Annotated in this window: 14 protein-coding genes and 1 rRNA gene; 9 read left to right on the forward strand and 6 right to left on the reverse strand. The window is 48.7% G+C overall.

All coding sequences use genetic code 11. The features are described from left to right. Positions 1 to 2 precede the first annotated feature (2 nt). Positions 3 to 1,889 (reverse strand): tRNA uridine-5-carboxymethylaminomethyl(34) synthesis enzyme MnmG, encoded by a 1,887-nt coding sequence (mnmG, locus tag KNP72_RS09970; protein ID WP_214833113.1) that lies wholly within the window; start codon positions 1,887 to 1,889, stop codon positions 3 to 5. A 15-nt stretch (positions 1,890 to 1,904) separates the two neighbouring features. Continuing rightward, on the reverse strand, positions 1,905 to 3,284 hold the full coding sequence (gene mnmE / locus KNP72_RS09975) for a tRNA uridine-5-carboxymethylaminomethyl(34) synthesis GTPase MnmE (RefSeq protein WP_021067853.1): 1,380 nt from the start codon (positions 3,282 to 3,284) through the stop codon (positions 1,905 to 1,907). Positions 3,285 to 3,454: 170 nt separating this feature from the next. Here mnmE and KNP72_RS09980 point away from each other — a divergent pair, with 170 nt between their 5' ends. Then, the gene (locus KNP72_RS09980; protein ID WP_214833115.1) at positions 3,455 to 4,207 is read left to right on the forward strand and encodes a nucleotidyltransferase domain-containing protein; all 753 of its coding nucleotides are present in this window, start codon (positions 3,455 to 3,457) and stop codon (positions 4,205 to 4,207) included. Between the two features lie 16 nt (positions 4,208 to 4,223). Here KNP72_RS09980 and KNP72_RS09985 read toward each other — a convergent pair whose 3' ends face one another. The 4 genes from KNP72_RS09985 to rpmH all read right to left on the reverse strand — a co-directional run bounded on the left by KNP72_RS09985 (position 4,224) and on the right by rpmH (position 6,506). Then, positions 4,224 to 4,766 (reverse strand): HdeD family acid-resistance protein, encoded by a 543-nt coding sequence (locus KNP72_RS09985; RefSeq protein ID WP_214718815.1) that lies wholly within the window; start codon positions 4,764 to 4,766, stop codon positions 4,224 to 4,226. A gap of 121 nt (positions 4,767 to 4,887) precedes the next feature. Further along, positions 4,888 to 5,748: a membrane protein insertase YidC gene (gene yidC, locus KNP72_RS09990; protein WP_214718816.1), complete on the reverse strand. Its 861-nt coding sequence runs from the start codon at positions 5,746 to 5,748 to the stop codon at positions 4,888 to 4,890. 102 nt (positions 5,749 to 5,850) lie between these two features. Further along, positions 5,851 to 6,204 (reverse strand): ribonuclease P protein component, encoded by a 354-nt coding sequence (gene rnpA, locus KNP72_RS09995; protein ID WP_214718819.1) that lies wholly within the window; start codon positions 6,202 to 6,204, stop codon positions 5,851 to 5,853. Positions 6,205 to 6,371: 167 nt separating this feature from the next. Then, positions 6,372 to 6,506 carry a 50S ribosomal protein L34 gene (gene rpmH / locus KNP72_RS10000; RefSeq protein WP_015880216.1) on the reverse strand — a complete coding sequence of 45 codons (135 nt, stop codon included), beginning with the start codon at positions 6,504 to 6,506 and terminating at the stop codon, positions 6,372 to 6,374. Positions 6,507 to 7,277: 771 nt separating this feature from the next. On the opposite strand from rpmH, the gene dnaA reads away from it, so the two are divergent. The 8 genes from dnaA to KNP72_RS10040 form a co-directional block, all read left to right on the forward strand. Next, complete coding sequence (dnaA, locus tag KNP72_RS10005) at positions 7,278 to 8,651, forward strand: chromosomal replication initiator protein DnaA (protein WP_214718821.1); 1,374 nt, start codon at positions 7,278 to 7,280, stop codon at positions 8,649 to 8,651. Between the two features lie 196 nt (positions 8,652 to 8,847). Beyond that, on the forward strand, positions 8,848 to 9,987 hold the full coding sequence (gene dnaN / locus KNP72_RS10010; protein ID WP_021067846.1) for a DNA polymerase III subunit beta: 1,140 nt from the start codon (positions 8,848 to 8,850) through the stop codon (positions 9,985 to 9,987). Between the two features lie 135 nt (positions 9,988 to 10,122). After that, the gene (gene yaaA, locus KNP72_RS10015; RefSeq protein ID WP_128123800.1) at positions 10,123 to 10,338 is read left to right on the forward strand and encodes a S4 domain-containing protein YaaA; all 216 of its coding nucleotides are present in this window, start codon (positions 10,123 to 10,125) and stop codon (positions 10,336 to 10,338) included. A gap of 1 nt (position 10,339) precedes the next feature. Continuing rightward, positions 10,340 to 11,458 (forward strand): DNA replication/repair protein RecF, encoded by a 1,119-nt coding sequence (gene recF, locus KNP72_RS10020; RefSeq protein WP_021067844.1) that lies wholly within the window; start codon positions 10,340 to 10,342, stop codon positions 11,456 to 11,458. A 54-nt stretch (positions 11,459 to 11,512) separates the two neighbouring features. Next, positions 11,513 to 13,441, forward strand: coding sequence for a DNA topoisomerase (ATP-hydrolyzing) subunit B (gene gyrB, locus KNP72_RS10025; RefSeq protein ID WP_021067843.1), 1,929 nt, complete (start codon positions 11,513 to 11,515; stop codon positions 13,439 to 13,441). A gap of 22 nt (positions 13,442 to 13,463) precedes the next feature. Continuing rightward, positions 13,464 to 16,034, forward strand: coding sequence for a DNA gyrase subunit A (gyrA, locus tag KNP72_RS10030; RefSeq protein ID WP_214718823.1), 2,571 nt, complete (start codon positions 13,464 to 13,466; stop codon positions 16,032 to 16,034). A 62-nt stretch (positions 16,035 to 16,096) separates the two neighbouring features. After that, complete coding sequence (locus tag KNP72_RS10035; protein WP_214833117.1) at positions 16,097 to 17,086, forward strand: HD-GYP domain-containing protein; 990 nt, start codon at positions 16,097 to 16,099, stop codon at positions 17,084 to 17,086. A 224-nt stretch (positions 17,087 to 17,310) separates the two neighbouring features. Further along, positions 17,311 to 17,378: ribosomal RNA gene (locus KNP72_RS10040) — 16S ribosomal RNA — on the forward strand; the annotation flags it as partial.

Consider the following 17,378-nt stretch of genomic DNA (forward strand, 5'->3'; position numbering starts at 1 on the left):
TTTCACTCCACTGTCGCGTATTGTCCTTGCTCGATATAGACAAGAAGGATCGAGACGTCCGCCGGGTTTACCCCGGAAATACGTGACGCTTGTCCAATCGAGAGCGGACGAACTTGTTTTAGTTTTTGTTTCGCTTCCGTCGCAAGACCACCGATTGCATCGTAATCGAGTTTCTCCGGAATCCGTTTTTCTTCCATCCGACGCATCTTCTCGACTTGCTCAAGCTGCTTCGAGATGTAGCCTTCGTATTTCACTTGAATCTCGACTTGCTCCGCCACTTCAAACGGCACTTCGATCGGAGCCGGTGCAATGCGCATGAGCGTCGCATACGTCACTTCAGGACGCTTCAAGAGGATGTTGGCATGCGTCGCTTCTTTGAGCGGGTTCGCACCGACTTCTTCGAGCACAGCGTTCACGTCAGCGGACGGTTTGATGACGAGTCCGTTGAGACGCTTCACTTCTGCCGCGATGGCGACTCGTTTATCTTCAAGGTGGACATGACGCTCTGGTGACAATAAACCGACCTCGTGACCGATGTCGCTCAAACGAAGGTCCGCATTGTCGTGACGCAAAAGCAACCGATATTCGGCACGTGATGTGAGCAAACGATAAGGCTCGTTCGTCCCTTTGGTCACGAGGTCGTCAATCAAGACACCGATATACGCCTGTGAGCGGTCCAAGATGACCGGCTCTTTGCCGAGCACTTGGCATGCGGCGTTGATTCCGGCCATGATGCCTTGTCCGGCAGCTTCTTCATAGCCGCTCGTCCCGTTGATTTGACCTGCCGTGAACAATCCGCCGACCGTCTTCGTCTCGAGTGTCGGCCAAAGTTGCGTCGGCACGACCGCATCGTACTCAATCGCATATCCCGGACGCATCATTTCTGAGTTCTCAAGCCCTGGAATCGTTCGGAGCATTTGATGTTGTACGTCTTCTGGCATACTCGTCGAGAAGCCTTGAACGTAAATCTCTTCTGTATCGCGACCTTCTGGCTCGAGGAAGATTTGGTGACGCGGTTTATCGTTGAACCGGACGACTTTATCTTCAATCGATGGGCAGTAACGCGGGCCCGTCCCTTTGATGGCGCCTGAGTACATCGGCGAACGGTGCAAGTTCTCATCGATTAGCTGGTGCGTCCGCTCGCTCGTATATGTGAGCCAGCACGGGATTTGCTCGATCGGATCAAGGTCTGTCGACGTGTACGAGAAGAGCGACGGATTGTCGTCCCCTGGTTGAATCTCCGTCTTCGAGTAATCAATCGTCTTCCCGTCGATGCGTGGCGGTGTCCCCGTCTTGAAACGAACGAGTTCGAGCCCGAGCTCTTCTAAATGCTTCGACAATTCGACAGAAGGCATCTGGTTGTTCGGACCGCTCTCATACGACAATTCGCCGATGATGATTTGACCGCGCATGAACGTACCGGTCGTGACGATGACCGCTTTCGAGCGGTACTCCGAACCAGTATTCGTGACGACGCCGGCGACTTTCCCGTCTTCGATGAGAAGTCGTTCGACGAGTGCTTGGCGAAGCAATAGGTTCGGTTCGTCTTCAAGCACTTTCTTCATATGATTTTGGTATTGGAATTTGTCCGCTTGCGCCCGTAATGCGCGTACCGCTGGACCTTTTGATGTGTTGAGCATCTTCATTTGAATGTACGTCGCATCGATCGCCTTCGCCATTTCGCCGCCGAGGGCGTCAATTTCGCGAACGACAATCCCTTTCGCGGGACCACCGATCGATGGGTTGCAGTACATGAATCCGACCATATCCGGATTCATCGTGAGCATCGCCGTTTTCGCGCCCATGCGCGCCGAAGCCAGTGCGGCCTCGATTCCCGCATGACCGGCTCCGATGACGATGACATCAAACTCGCCTGCCGTGTAAGCCATAGTTGTTCCTCCTTATTATTTCCCAAGACAAAACTGTGAAAAGAGTTGATCAATCAAACTTTCTTGAACAGTGTCCCCGTTGATTTCGCCGAGCGTATCCCACGCCCGCCGTAAATCGATTTGGACCATATCAATCGGCAAATTCATGGCGGCGCTTCCGAGCGCCTCATCGATTTGTTCGATTGTCCGTTTGATGAGCTGAATGTGTCGTGCGTTCGAGATATATGTCATATCCTGTGATTCGACGCCTTTGGCGAAGAACAAGTTCGAGATTGCCTTCTCCAATGCGTCGATTCCCTCTTCTAATAAGAGAGACGTCGCCACAATCGGGCGACCTGCCGCTAGTTTCTCCAGCTTAGAAGAATCCATACTTTGTGGCAAGTCCGTCTTATTGATGATAATGATGGCATTCATACCAGCGATCGCCTCAAACAAGGCCTCATCCTCGACAGTCAGACCTTCGTGCCCGTTCAAGACGAGCAAAATCAAGTCAGCGCCCGCGAGCGCCTTGCGCGATTTCTCGACACCAATCCGCTCGACGATATCTTCCGTCTCCCGAATCCCTGCCGTATCAATCAATTTGAGCGGAACGCCTTTGACGTTCACATACTCTTCAATCGTATCGCGCGTCGTTCCGGCGATTTCCGTGACGATCGCTTTCGTCTCTTGTACGAGCGTGTTCATGAGCGAAGATTTGCCGACGTTCGGCCGACCGATAATCGCTGTCGCGAGCCCCTCTCGTAAAATTTTTCCTTGTCGCGCCGTCTCAAGCAACTGCTCGAGCACGCGTTTCACTTCGCCCGCCTTGTCTTCGACAATGGCCTGGGTCATCTCTTCGGCGTCGTATTCCGGATAGTCGATATTGACCTCGACCGCCGCAATCGTCTCGAGCAACAGTTGACGCAACTCGCGGACGAGCCGTGACAAGCGTCCTTCCATCTGTGACATGGCGACGTTCATCGCCCGATCCGTTTTAGCACGAATCAAATCCATGACAGCCTCGGCTTGCGACAAATCAATCCGTCCATTCAAAAAGGCGCGTTTCGTGAACTCGCCCGGTTCTGCCAAGCGGATGTCCGGTTGTTCAAGAATCAGTTCGAGGACACGATTGACCGCGACGATTCCTCCGTGGCAATTGATTTCGACGACGTCTTCTCGCGTGAACGTCTTCGGTGCGCGCATGATGCTCACCATGACTTCATCGACGACCTCGTCCGTGCCAGGACGTTTCAATTTTCCGTAATGGATCGTATGTGACTCCACTTTCGTCAAATCTTTTCCCGAAAAAACACGGCCCACCGTCTCGACGGCGCGGTCACCGGACAAGCGGACGATTCCGATTGCCCCTTCACCCATCGGCGTCGAAATCGCCGTAATCGTGTCAAACTCTAGCATCATCTTTCCCTCCCATACTTCTTACTACTTCCTCTATCTTATGCATAACGCACCTACTATACACGATATTTGTCTCGAACGAAAGCGTCCGACCTCTCGAGCCACGGTTGCATTTTAAGGAATTACTTTAGTACAATAAAGGAATATATTTCCATGGAGGACGTGATGAAATGCGACAGCAAGATGCCATCGCCACATTGACTAACAGCCTCATCTCCGATGGGGGCGTGCAGGCCATTTTCTTGAAAGGATCGTTCGGGCGTGATGAAGCGGACGAACATTCTGACGTCGACTTGTACGTCATGGTCGCCCCTGAAAACATTAACGAGTTCTTGGCGCGCCGCCGCGACCATCTGGCCACATATCGCCCGATTCTGCTCGAGGATGAAATCGATATCGTAGCCCCGCAACTGATTGTCGTCTATGATGATTTCTTGCATCTCGATTTCTTCACGGTGACAGCGGACACGTTGAACCATCAAGACACAATTACGGTGCTGTATGATCCGGAACACCGACTGCAACATCACTCGAGTTCGCTCACCTTGTCGAATGAAGACTTAAGCGGACACGTGTTTGATGCGATTTGGTTCTTTTTCCAATATACGAAAGCCCGTGACCGCGGCAACGATGTCTGGGCCGTCGAGATGCTTCGGCAAGGCATGAGTCATTTCGCCTATACACTCGCCGCTCACTACGAACCCGAACGGGCCGCACTCGGGTTGAAAGACGTGGCCGCCCGGCAGCGGATTGAAATCCGGACCTTTTATGAAGCGTTGACACCCGACCATCATGCGACAGCCGCTCGATGGTATATCTCCCGTCTCGAAGCCGAGCGTCCCTTCTTCGAGACGACCGTTGCGTTCGAAGTGATTCGTCCGTTTTTCGATCGGCTCGTCATCCGTGAAAAAAGCCGCTCCTAATGTGAGCGGCTTTCGTTTATGCTTGCTGGCGTCTCGAGGAACGGAGCGTGAAATAGAGCATCCATTCGATCACGCCGACGGCGATGAGAAAACCGCCGAACAATTGGAACAAGACGAGCAGGCTGTCAAACGGATTCGCCAACATGAGTAGGCCAATCCCAATCCACAATAGACTGCTCAGCATGAAGTACATCCACCGATTGGCGATGGTCCGGCGAAATCCGACGGCTTGAATCAACCGGATTATGCCACCAAACAAGAATAAGGCGCCGATAAAAATCGGGAGCAGACTTGCCAACGTTTCAGCGAAGAAAAAGACGATTAAAGCGATCAATAAATAGATGATTCCCATAAAGAAACCGGCTGGGAGTCCGTTTCGTTTGTGCCGCAACCCTTGAACGATGGCGACGAGACCGATGATGGCAAAGTAAGCCGCGACCAAATAGACGATCGCATCAAAAAAGATGCGTGGATACAAGATGATGAGTAACCCGATTACCACGTAAAGCGCCGCTTGAATGAACGTCGACCGTTCCAACCGTTTGATGAGCGTCTCCATATGAAAGACCCCCTTTCTGATTCGACGATTTCGACCACTGCTTTGTTTATTCCCGGATTTCGGGTTAATCTATCCCGAACGACAAAAAAGGCTGTGGATTGGTTATCCACAGCCTTAGCGTTTATTTACGTTTTTTCTTTTTTGCCTTTTTTTCTTCTTCTGCGAGTACGGCACGTTCTGCTTCTTTCGCCGCGATTTTCGCTTCAGCTTGAACTTTCATCTTCTCACGCATCGGGAGCATGATTGCCATCGTCACGATAATCGAGATGATGTAACCGACGACCCAGTACATCGAAAGGGCGGCTGGAAGCGTGATCGACATGACGAAGATCATCACTGGGAAGATGTAGAGCATCATTTTCAATTGTGGGTTTTGTTCTTGGCCCGCCATTGAGATTTTTTGCTGTGCATACGTCAAAATCGCTGCCAGAATCGGCAAGATGAACGTTGGATCTGGTGCCCCGAGGTCGAACCAGAGGAACTGTGCTTCAAAGATTTCAGGTGTCCGACGGATCGCATCATAGAACGCGAACAAAATCGGCATTTGGATCAAGATTGGCAAACAGCCCGCGAGCGGGTTGATTTGGTACTCTTGATACATTTTCATCATTTCTTCTTGCAGTTTACGTTGCGTCTCTTGGTCTTTCGAGCTGTACTTCTCACGCAGCTTGAGCATCTCTGGCTGCAAGACTTGCATCGCACCCATACTCTTCGTCTGCTTGATCATAAGCGGTAAAATCAAGAGGCGGACGATAATCGTCGCGACGATGATCGAGTAACCGTACTGCCACGTCCCACCAATTAAGTAAGCCGCTTCTTTCAACAACCATGCTAGTGGCCAAACAAAGTATTGCGACCAGAAGCCTTCCGTCTCAGCCGTAATCGGCTCTCCTTGGATCGTCGATGGGTCGACACAGCCAGCCATCAACATGATGACGCCGGTCATGACAGCCAACAATCCTAATTTTAGCTTTTTGCTCATAGTTCCCCCTACGCTTTCTTTATCGATTCTTTTGTTTCATCACACGTCTATCGGTCAATCCTAATTAGTTCGCGTTATATATGAAAGAACGAGCTCGGATTGTTATGATCGATCGACTTGTCTCTGCTTCCAAACTTTAGCCCGTTTGAATGCGTGTTTCAAGCTTTCCGTCACTTCATCTTGCGTAAGCGACGTCGCTGGTTTGCGCGCAATGATGACATAATTGTGCGGAGCCACGTTCGGTTCGAGCAAGCGAAGCGATTCACGCATCAATCGTTTCATCCGGTTCCGTTCCACGGCATTTCCCAGCTTTTTGCTGACCGAAAGTCCGACCCGGAAGTGCGCTTGATTCGCTTTTTGCGTGTAGACGACAAACTGACGATTGGCCACGGAGCGTCCTTCACGAAACACCGCTTGGAACTCTTCATTCTTTTGCAGGCGGTATTCTTTTTTCAAAATTCTCACTCCATCCTTCGCTTCAAAAATCGTCAACTAACATCATACCATATCCCATTCATTTCAACGAGAGTGAATCAGCTTTTTCCGTCCGTTTGTGTGAGTTCTGTGACGATATAAAAAAAGATTGCCCAAGGAGGATTCCTCGGGCAATCTCATGATCTGTATTAGACAGTCAAGGCTTTGCGGCCTTTACGACGGCGAGCTGCAAGAATGTTGCGGCCGTTTTTAGTCGCCATGCGTGCACGGAATCCGTGGACTTTCTTACGCTTACGGTTGTTAGGATTGAAAGTTGGTTTCATTGTTAAAGCACCTCCTCAAGGTTAACGCTCTATTAGCAAGTTATAGTTTCATTTAAGGCAGTCTTTAAGATTATATAAACTGTTGTCTAGATTGTCAATGAGTTTTCGCCAGGTTTTCAATTAGGATGAAATCCTTCGGAGAGGGAAGGGACGATCACCTCAGGATGGCATGATTTAGAAGAAACGGAAGCAATGAATCAAATAGAGAATTAACAATCCGCCAGTAACTTTTTTACAAATAGCTGTCTAAAGCCATTTTATCCACATATCCCGATAGTTATCCACACTTATATGTGAATAACTCCTCTTCTTTCAACAATTTTATGATTCCATTTTTTAATTTTTCATTTTCTTCTCTTGAAAAAATATTCTCCACAATTCCTTCTTCCTCTTTTGTGTATAACTTTTCTATCTCTATCTTACCTTACTTCTAATTATCCACAACATATCCACAGTTTATCCACACTATACACAGCATGTGGATAACTACCTGTGGATTCTTTTTGCAGTCTGTGGATAAATATCAAAAACCGTTGCCACGTCTATTTTATTTTGATAAACTGAATGTGCACAAACTTGTGGATGAACTTTTAGCAATTCCAAGATATACACAGGCTGTGGATAACTGTTATCCCCAACACTAACACCATGTGGATAACTTTATCCACAGTTTTTGTTCTCTGGGGATAACCCTATTATCTACTATAGAATAGTGTATGTGTATATCGTGTGAATAAGTTTCGCCAACATGTGAGTAAAGGAGGTCTTTCATTGAAGAATGCTCGCGAGATTTGGAGAAATGTTTTATCTCTGATTGAGGAAGAGGAACGAACACCAAAAGCCAGCTTTGATATGTGGTTGAAATCAACAGAAGGAATTTCGTTGATGGGGACGACACTCGTCGTGTCCGCGCCAGCCAGTTTCATTGTGACTTGGCTTGAGCGTCAGTACTTGTCATTGTTACAAGATACAATTGAAGAAGTAACGAACAACAAGCTTGAGATTCATTTTATCGAGGAATCACAAGCACACAAGTATGCACCTGCGGATGGATCGAAAGAGACGATTGCTGCCACAGAAATGAAAGAACAGCCGCTTCCAGTACTACCAAAAGAGGAAGGGAACCTCGGACAGCTGAATGACAAGTACATTTTTGAGACGTTTGTCATCGGGTCGGGGAACCGATTTGCTCACGCTGCCTCGCTCGCTGTCGCAGAAGCACCGGCGCGCGCCTATAATCCGCTCTTCATTTATGGAGGAGTCGGGCTCGGCAAGACGCATTTGATGCATGCGATTGGTCATTACGTGAAAGGGCAGAAGCCTGGCGCACGAATCGCTTACGTATCATCTGAAAAGTTCACGAATGAGTTCATCAACTCGATTCGTGACAATAAGACAGAAGAATTCCGCAACCGCTATCGGAACATCGATGTCCTCTTGATTGATGACATTCAGTTCCTAGCCGGGAAAGAACAGACACAGGAAGAGTTTTTCCACACGTTCAATGCGCTTCATAACGATCAGAAACAGATTGTGATTTCGAGTGACCGACCTCCTAAAGAGATTCCGACGCTTGAAGATCGTCTTCGTTCGCGGTTCGAATGGGGTCTTATCACTGACATCACACCGCCTGACCTTGAAACGCGGATTGCCATCTTACGCAAGAAAGCGACGGCAGAAGGGCTTGATATTGCGAACGACGTCATGCTGTATATCGCCAATCAAATCGATACGAACATTCGTGAACTCGAAGGGGCGTTGACGCGCGTCGTGGCCTACGCCAAGCTCGTCGGTCGTCCGATTGACCCGGATGTCGCTGCTGAAGCGTTGCACAACATCATGCCGGTCCAAGAAGCGAAGAAAATTGTCATTCGGGACATTCAAGAAATCGTGGGCCGTCATTTTAATATTGAAGTTGAGGAACTGAAGGCGAAGAAACGAACGAAGACGCTCGCATTCCCACGTCAAATCGCGATGTATTTATCACGTGAGATGACGGAAAGCTCGCTTCCTAAAATCGGGGAAGAGTTCGGTGGACGCGATCACACGACAGTGATTCACGCTCATGAGAAAATTAGTACATTGCTCAAGCACGATCCGGAGATGCAAGAGACGATTCAGACGTTAAAGAAAGCATTGTCATAAACACTTCGATTTCGTTGTGGATATCCTGTGGATAAACCCACATAGTTATCCACAAGTTATTCACAGGCAGAATAGCTCAATACCAGTGGTTGAAGTGACTTATCCCCAGTATCCACAGCCCTTATTACTATTATGACTTAAATAATACTATTATTATTAACTATATGACTCAGTTCACTTAGGAGGAATTATCCACATGCATTTAACGATTCAGCGAGATGTATTCATGCAAGCCGTACAAGATGTATCAAAAGCTGTTGCTTCCCGAACGACGATTCCAATCCTCACAGGATTAAAGCTTGAAGCCCATGCCGATGGGTTGACGCTCACAGGTAGCGATACGGAAATTTCAATCGAACGCTTAATCCCGATTGAAGAAGGCGGAATCGAACTCATTCAAATTCAACGAGCAGGTAGCGTCGTGCTCAATGCACGTTTCCTCGGTGAAATCGTTAAAAAGTTGCCGACGAATGAAGTGACACTTGAAGTGTCTCCGAACTTCATGACACGAATCGAATCGGGACAGGCCGAGTTCCATTTGAACGGACTCGATCCAGATGAATACCCGCGCCTGCCTGAACTATCAAGCGAGCGTCGTTTCTACTTACCGGCCGATTTATTGAAGACGATTATCCGTCAAACGAGCTTCGCTGTTTCCGGACAAGAGACACGTCCTGTGTTGACAGGGGTCAACTTCTCTGCCGAAAAAGGATTCTTGACGTGTGTCGCCACGGATAGCCACCGTCTAGCACTTCGCCGGGCACGGTTTGAGACAGACAACGATTTGACGTTCCAAAATGTCGTCGTTCCGGGTCGCTCATTGAACGAACTCGCAAAATTGCTTGATCGGGAAGAGTTGCCAGTCGAAATCGTGTTGACGGACCAACAAATCTTGTTCCGCTTGAAAAACATCTCGTTCTTCTCACGTCTACTCGACGGGGCATACCCAGATACATCACGCTTGATTCCGGAAGAATACCGGACAGCGGTCCGCATGAACGCGAAGGACTTCCTCCAAGCTATCGATCGTGCGTCATTGCTTGCACGCGCTGATCGCAATAACGTCATCAAGTTTGTCGCTGAAGAAGCGACGACGGTCGAAGTCTCCTCTCATTCTCCAGAAGTCGGGAAAGTGTCAGAGCGCGTCAGCATCCTGTCGCTTGAAGGAGAAGAGTTAAAAATTTCATTCAACTCGAAATTTGTCATGGATGCGCTTCGTGCGCTTGATGCTTCAGAAATCGAAATCCAGTTCACGGGTTCGATGCGTCCGTTCATCTTGCGTCCGGTCGAGCAAGATAGCGTCCTACAGTTGATCTTGCCAGTCCGCACGTCTTAAGTCAGACTGAGCAGATTCGGGGATGATGAGGTGTTTCACCTTGTCATCCCCATTTTTGCCTTATTCGACGTTTTTCGATAAACTAATAAGTATGGCGATTTTTTGTACTAAGTATGAAAGAAAGGAAGTGACGACATGAAAAAAGTGTCGATTACAACCGAGTATGTAACGCTCGGACAATTTTTGAAGTTGGCTGATATCATTTCAAGCGGAGGCCAAGCGAAGTTCTTCTTAGAGGACATTCAAGTGAAAGTGAACGGTGAGATTGATCAACGTCGCGGACGTAAACTACGCGATGGGGACACGATTGAGGTCGAAGGTTTCGGAGACTTCCAAATCGAGGGTAACTAACGTGCATTTAAAGTCGATCCGATTGCAAAACTACCGCAACTACGAAACCCTCGAGCTAGATTTTTCAGAACAGACGAACGTTCTCATTGGTGAGAATGCCCAAGGGAAAACGAATCTGCTCGAATCGATTTACGTACTTGCGCTCGCAAAGTCACATCGGACGACGCAAGACCGTGAACTGATCGGCTGGGAGGCGGATGCAGCGATGGTCGAGGGACGGATTCATAAACGGACCGGGGAGACGGTCCAGTCGCTCACGTTTTCACCGAAAGGGAAGAAAGCGAAATTGAACCACCTCGAACAACGCCGCCTCAGCGATTATGTCGGCGCTTTTAACGTCGTGCTGTTCGCACCCGAAGACCTTGCCATCGTCAAAGGTAGCCCGCAAGGACGACGACGGTTTTTAGATATGGAAATCGGGCAAGTGAGTCCTGTCTATTTACATGAATTGAATCAGTATTTGAAGACACTGAAGCAACGGAACGCCTTGTTGAAGCAACTGTCCATCAAAGGCGGGGATGAGACGCTACTAGAGGTGCTCACCGATCAAATGATTGAGCTTGCCGTGAAAATCGTTTCGCGACGTCATCATTTTATCGATCAGCTTGAAAAATGGGCGGGACCCATCCATTCCGGCATCACACGTGACTTGGAGACACTGACGATTCAATACGTATCGGATACATTCCAAAAAGAACGTTACCCAAAAGAGGCGATGTTTGAAACGTATCGACAAAAGTTTGATAAAATAAGAGAGAACGAACGAAGACGAGGCGTGACGTTATTTGGTCCGCATCGAGATGACTTTGAATTGTATGTCAACAATCGCAACGTCCAAACGTTCGGTTCACAAGGCCAGCAACGTACAGCGGCTTTGTCTTTAAAGTTAGCGGAGATTGAACTGATCCACGAAGAAGTCGGAGAATATCCATTGCTTTTGTTAGATGACGTGTTATCTGAATTAGACGACCATCGCCAAACCCATCTGCTCGACACGATGGGCCAAAAAGTCCAAACCATTATCACGACGACCAACATTGATGGCATCGCTCACGAAACGATTCAACAAGCGAAGGTGTTTCACGTGAAACAAGGCGAAGTTGAAACGGAATCTGTATAACGTAAGACCAATCCATATGAACACCAATTCATGTATAGTAGGTGAACAAAACCGATGAGTAACGAAAACGAAAAACAAATGCAAGATTATGGTGCTGATCAGATTCAAGTGCTTGAAGGGTTAGAAGCCGTTCGTAAACGCCCGGGGATGTATATCGGTTCAACGAGCTCACGAGGACTCCACCACTTGGTATGGGAAATCGTCGACAACTCGATTGATGAAGCGCTCGCCGGACACTGTGACACGATCACGATGACAGTAGAACCAGGCAACTCGATTGTTGTCGAAGATAACGGACGCGGGATTCCAGTCGATGTTCAAAAGAAAACGGGCCGTCCTGCCGTCGAAGTCATCTTCACCGTCCTTCACGCCGGAGGTAAGTTTGGCGGCGGCGGATACAAAGTTTCAGGCGGTCTGCACGGTGTCGGTGCCTCGGTCGTCAACGCGTTGTCGACGAAGCTTGAAGTGTTCGTCCGTCGTAACGGCAACGTCTACTATCAGTCATTCAAACGCGGTGTCCCACAAGGCGAACTTGAAATCGTCGGTACGACCGATACGACTGGTACAACTGTCCGTTTCTTCCCGGATGGGGATATCTTCGAAGAGACGCTCGAATATGACTTTGATTTACTCGCCACACGTTTGCGCGAACTTGCCTTCCTGAATAAAGGACTCCGCATCGTCGCCAAAGACGAGCGCAGCGATGAGACGATTGAACGCAATTATCACTACGAGGGTGGAATCAAGTCATACGTTGAACATTTGAACCGCTCGAAAGCCTCAATCCACGACGAGCCTGTCTACGTACATGGCACGAAGGATGGAATTGAAGTCGAGATTGCGCTTCAGTACAACGAAGGATTTGCGAGCAACATCTATTCATTCACGAACAATATTCCGACCCATGAGGGCGGAACGCACGAGACTGGATTTAAAACGGCGCTCACACGTTCAATCAACGACTATGCAAAACGCTTCGGTCTCATGAAAGAGGCTGATGGTAGCTTGTCAGGGGATGACGTACGTGAAGGATTGACGGCGATTGTCTCGGTCAAACACCCGTCACCACAGTTCGAAGGGCAGACGAAGACGAAACTTGGTAACGCAGATGCACGTACAGCCACAGACTCGCTCTTCACAGACACGTTCGAGCAATTCTTGCTTGAAAATCCATCTGTCGGTCGATTGATCGTCGACAAAGGCTTAATGGCGGCCCGTGCCCGTCTCGCAGCGAAACGTGCTCGTGAGATGACACGCCGTAAAGGGATCCTTGAAGTCAGTTCATTGCCTGGGAAACTAGCCGACTGTTCATCGAAAGATGCATCGAAGTCTGAACTGTACATCGTTGAGGGTGACTCGGCCGGCGGTTCAGCGAAATCAGGTCGCGATCGTCACTTCCAAGCGATTTTGCCAATCCGAGGTAAAATCATCAACGTCGAAAAAGCGAGACTTGATAAGATTTTAGCCAACCAAGAAGTACGTACGATTATTACAGCGCTCGGGACAGGGATTGCGGAAGAGTTCGATCTCGGGAAGGCTCGTTATCATAAGTTAATTATCATGACCGATGCCGACGTCGATGGAGCCCACATTCGTACACTGCTCTTGACGTTCTTCTATCGCTACATGCGTCCGCTCGTCGAGAGCGGGTATGTCTATATCGCGCAACCACCACTTTACGGCTTGAAGCACGGGAAAGACGTTACTTACGTGCAGAACGACCGTGAATTGCAAGAAGCGATTAAACAGCTTCCGGAGAATGCTCGTTACAGCGTACAGCGTTACAAAGGTCTAGGTGAGATGGACCCTGAACAGCTGTGGAGCACGACGATGAATCCAGAGACACGCTCGATGCTTCGTGTCGACCTTCAAGACGCCATTGAGGCGGATGAGATCTTTGAGACGCTCATGGGTGACAATGTCGAGCCGCGACGTGATTTCATCCAATCACATGCGCATTACGTGAAAAACCTCGATATTTAAAAAGAAGGGTAGGCAATAACGAATGGCAGAACAAGAAAATATCAAGGATATAAATATTAGCCAAGAGATGCGCACCTCGTTCATGGACTATGCGATGAGCGTTATCGTGTCACGTGCCCTCCCAGACGTACGCGACGGTCTGAAACCGGTTCACCGTCGTATCCTATATGCGATGAACGAACTTGGAATTCGTGCTGACAAGCCCCATAAAAAATCGGCCCGTGTGGTCGGTGACGTTATCGGTAAGTATCACCCGCACGGTGACTCTGCCGTTTACGAGACGATGGTTCGGATGGCGCAAGATTTCAGTTATCGTTATGAACTCGTCGATGGTCACGGAAACTTCGGATCGGTCGATGGAGACTCTGCCGCAGCGATGCGTTATACAGAAGCACGTATGTCGAAAATCGCGATGGAACTCGTCCGTGATATCGGCAAAAACACGATTGATTACCAACCGAACTTTGACGGAGAAGAGAAAGAACCGGTCGTCATGCCAGCCCGGTTCCCGAACTTCTTGGTCAACGGGACGAGCGGAATCGCGGTCGGGATGGCCACGAACGTACCGCCGCATAACTTGAACGAAGTCATTGACGGTGTTCTTGCGTTGACGCATAACCCGGATATCACCATCTCCGAGTTGATGCAGCATATCCCGGGGCCTGACTTCCCGACAGCCGGCGAAATTTTAGGACGTAGCGGAATTCGCCGCGCCTATGAGACGGGTCGTGGATCAATCACGATGCGGGCCAAAGCTGAAATCGAAGTGTTGAAAAATGGTCGTGAACGGATTCTCGTTCATGAAATCCCATATCAAGTGAACAAAGCACGCCTCGTCGAAAAGATTGCCGATTTGGTACGCGACAAGAAAATCGAAGGCATCACTGATCTTCGCGACGAGTCGGATCGTAACGGGATGCGTGTCGTCATTGAAGTACGCCGCGATGCGAATGCCAGTGTCATTTTGAACAACTTGTATAAACAAACGCCAATGCAAACGACGTTTGGGGTCAACATGCTCGCCCTCGTTGGGGGACGACCGAAGACGCTAAACTTGAAGCAAGCGATTTATTACTACATCGAGCACCAAAAAGAAGTCGTCCGTCGTCGGACGCAGTTCGATCTTGACAAGGCCGAGGCCCGTGCACATATCCTCGAAGGATTGCGCGTTGCCCTCGATCACTTGGATGAAGTCATCGCCATCATCCGCAGCACGCGGACCGGTGACGAGGCCCGTGAGAAATTGATTGCCCGTTTCGGGTTATCGACCGAGCAGACGCAAGCGATTCTCGATATGCGTCTTCAACGTTTGACTGGACTTGAGCGTGAGAAAATCGAAGGCGAGTATCGCGAGATTCGCGCCTTGATTGAAGAGTTGCGTGCCATCTTAGGCGACGAAGAACTCTTGCTTCAAATCATTCGCAACGAGTTGACAGAAATCAAAGAGCGTTACGGCGATGCACGTCGGACAGTCATCCGTACGGATATCATCGAGCTTGAAGATGAAGACTTGATTCCAGTTCGCGACATGATGATCACGCTCACGAGCGAAGGTTATATCAAATCAATCCCAAGCGACTCGTATCGTACACAACGCAGAGGCGGACGAGGCAAGCAAGGGATGGGTACGAATGACGAGGACTTCGTATTACGTCTCTTGTCAGCTTCGACGCATGATACGATCCTATTCTTCACGAACTTCGGTCGCGTCTTCCGCTTGAAAGGGTATGAAATCCCAGAGATGAGCCGGACTGCGAAAGGGATGCCGATTATTAACTTGCTACAAGTCGATAAAGGCGAAAAAGTCGAGACGATGATTCCGGTCGACTTCAATAGCTACTTGGCAGACAAAGCCATCGTTGAGGATGGAAGTGAAGATTCGGAAGCTGAAGTGGCAGACGAGCAGTTGTCGCTCGTGTTTATCACGAAGCAAGGACTCGTCAAACGTTCACCGCTCTCGGCTTACGCCCGGATCAATAAAAACGGACTTCGTGCCATCAGCTTGAATGATACGGACGAATTGGTTACTGTCCGTCTTGCGAAGAGCGATGACGAAATGTTAATTGTGACGCGTGAAGGGATGTCGATTCGCTTCCCGCTTGCGAGTGAAGTACGGTCGATGGGCCGTACCGCCCGAGGTGTCCGTGCGATTCGTCTGAAGAAGGATGACGATCAAGTCGTTTCGATGGAAATCGTACGCCCGACGCAAGACGTATTGATTATCACGGAAAAAGGCTATGGCAAACGAACGCCGATGGAGCAATTCCGCACACAAGGTCGAGGTGGTTCTGGAATTATCGGAATCAAGACTGACCGCGGTACCGTCGTCGGTATGCGAGTCGTGGATGAGGACGACGATATCATGCTCATGACCGAGCTCGGTGTCGCCATTCGAATCGATTCACAGACGATTTCGCAAATGGGTCGCAGTACGCGCGGTGTGAAAGTGATGAACATCGAAGACGGCGATCGTTTGGCTACAATTGCCAAATTGAAAAAAGATGAGCTACAAGAGGAATCAGCAGATGAGATGGAGAATGGATTTGATGGTGAAGCACCAGAAACCGACCTATCGTCTGAAGTGACCGAATAAGGCGAAACAGGTCGAGCGGAGCTTCCGTTCGACCTGTTTTCATACGATTAGGAGGGATAACCATGCGAATCGCTATTTCAAACGTGCACGTAGGTATGACGCTCTTAACATCTGTTTCTTCATTAGAGGCAGGGATTAGACTGACGAACGAACATTTACGTTTGCTCCGCTTTTTGAAAGTTGAGGCGATTGAAGTCGCTCCGGTAGAACGCCGTCCCTTTACACATGAGGAAGAACGCGACTTATGCGAAAAAATTCTTCAGTATGAACGTCACTATAATCAATGGGAAGAACGGATATCACCGAACCCATATGAGGCTCTTGAATTTATTCATCAGTTATTTCGCCAAGACTACCCACTATCAGCAATCGTCACGTTTTTCACGAACCAACCGTTACGTAAAAATCATGTGATTCATCATGCGATTTATCGGGCGCTCGTCGCAAAAACGTTATCGAAATATCGGGGGGACGAACATCGGCTTCAGTTTGACTATGGAATCGCTTCTTATTTCGCTGATACCAGTTACGCTAAAATTCGCAAATGGTCACATATGCGCTATTTTACAAAAATGGAACGTGAGCTCTTGTATCAACATCCACTCGTATCGATGGCGATGTTACCTGAAGATCAGACATTGCGACAGCGTGTCGGTAAATTAGTGGCAGAGCATCATGAGCGGCTCGATGGATCGGGCTTCCCAAACCGTCTCGAAGAGCGAGCGCTTCATCCGGCCTCTCCTCTATTTATCGTGGCAGATCGTTTTTGTCAGTTGACGGCACCGCGAACATTTCGAGCTGCACTCACTCCGGAAGAAGCTTACTTCTATATGTGGCAAAATGAAGCGTACGATGGAGAGGCGCTCACACTGTTAGCTACGTTACTCGGCTTTTATGAAGTGGGTCGAACCGTTTTGTTGAGTAGTGGGGTTCGTGGGAAGATTCATCATTATACACCGAGTGTCGAACAACCGATTGTCGTATCAGAACCGACGCAAGAAACGTATGATTTAACTCGTTTAGACGAAGTGCGAATCATCGCATTTCAATAATAGAAAGTGTGTTCCTTCTATATAGTGCAAAGAAGGAGCACACTGCTTTTTTATTCTTTTAAAATATTTTATTTTTATAGTTGACGAAAGAGAATGCAGGTGCTATTATAAATGAGTCGCTAAGAGCGGCAGACGAACTTTGAAAACTGAACGATGAGGCAAAAAAGTTTTACAATGTTTGAATGAAGCGCAAGCTTCGTCATTTTTAAAGAGCTATATCAAATTCTTTGGAGAGTTTGATCCTGGCTCAGGACGAACGCTGGCGGCGTGCCTAATACATGCAAGTCGAGCG

Origin of the sequence: Exiguobacterium sp. s152, from assembly GCF_018618335.1 — a bacterium.
In the GTDB taxonomy this organism is placed as follows: domain Bacteria; phylum Bacillota; class Bacilli; order Exiguobacteriales; family Exiguobacteriaceae; genus Exiguobacterium; species Exiguobacterium chiriqhucha.

Bases quoted from the DNA above. Each gene is read 5' to 3' on its own strand.
- mnmG (WP_214833113.1), bottom strand. From the start codon at position 1,889: ATGGCTTACACGGCAGGCGAGTTTGATGTCATCGTCATCGGAGCCGGT.
- mnmE (WP_021067853.1), bottom strand. From the start codon at position 3,284: ATGCTAGAGTTTGACACGATTACGGCGATTTCGACGCCGATGGGTGAA.
- KNP72_RS09980 (WP_214833115.1), top strand. From the start codon at position 3,455: ATGCGACAGCAAGATGCCATCGCCACATTGACTAACAGCCTCATCTCC.
- KNP72_RS09985 (WP_214718815.1), bottom strand. From the start codon at position 4,766: ATGGAGACGCTCATCAAACGGTTGGAACGGTCGACGTTCATTCAAGCG.
- yidC (WP_214718816.1), bottom strand. From the start codon at position 5,748: ATGAGCAAAAAGCTAAAATTAGGATTGTTGGCTGTCATGACCGGCGTC.
- rpmH (WP_015880216.1), bottom strand. From the start codon at position 6,506: ATGAAACCAACTTTCAATCCTAACAACCGTAAGCGTAAGAAAGTCCAC.
- dnaN (WP_021067846.1), top strand. From the start codon at position 8,848: ATGCATTTAACGATTCAGCGAGATGTATTCATGCAAGCCGTACAAGAT.
- yaaA (WP_128123800.1), top strand. From the start codon at position 10,123: ATGAAAAAAGTGTCGATTACAACCGAGTATGTAACGCTCGGACAATTT.
- gyrB (WP_021067843.1), top strand. From the start codon at position 11,513: ATGAGTAACGAAAACGAAAAACAAATGCAAGATTATGGTGCTGATCAG.
- gyrA (WP_214718823.1), top strand. From the start codon at position 13,464: ATGGCAGAACAAGAAAATATCAAGGATATAAATATTAGCCAAGAGATG.
- KNP72_RS10035 (WP_214833117.1), top strand. From the start codon at position 16,097: ATGCGAATCGCTATTTCAAACGTGCACGTAGGTATGACGCTCTTAACA.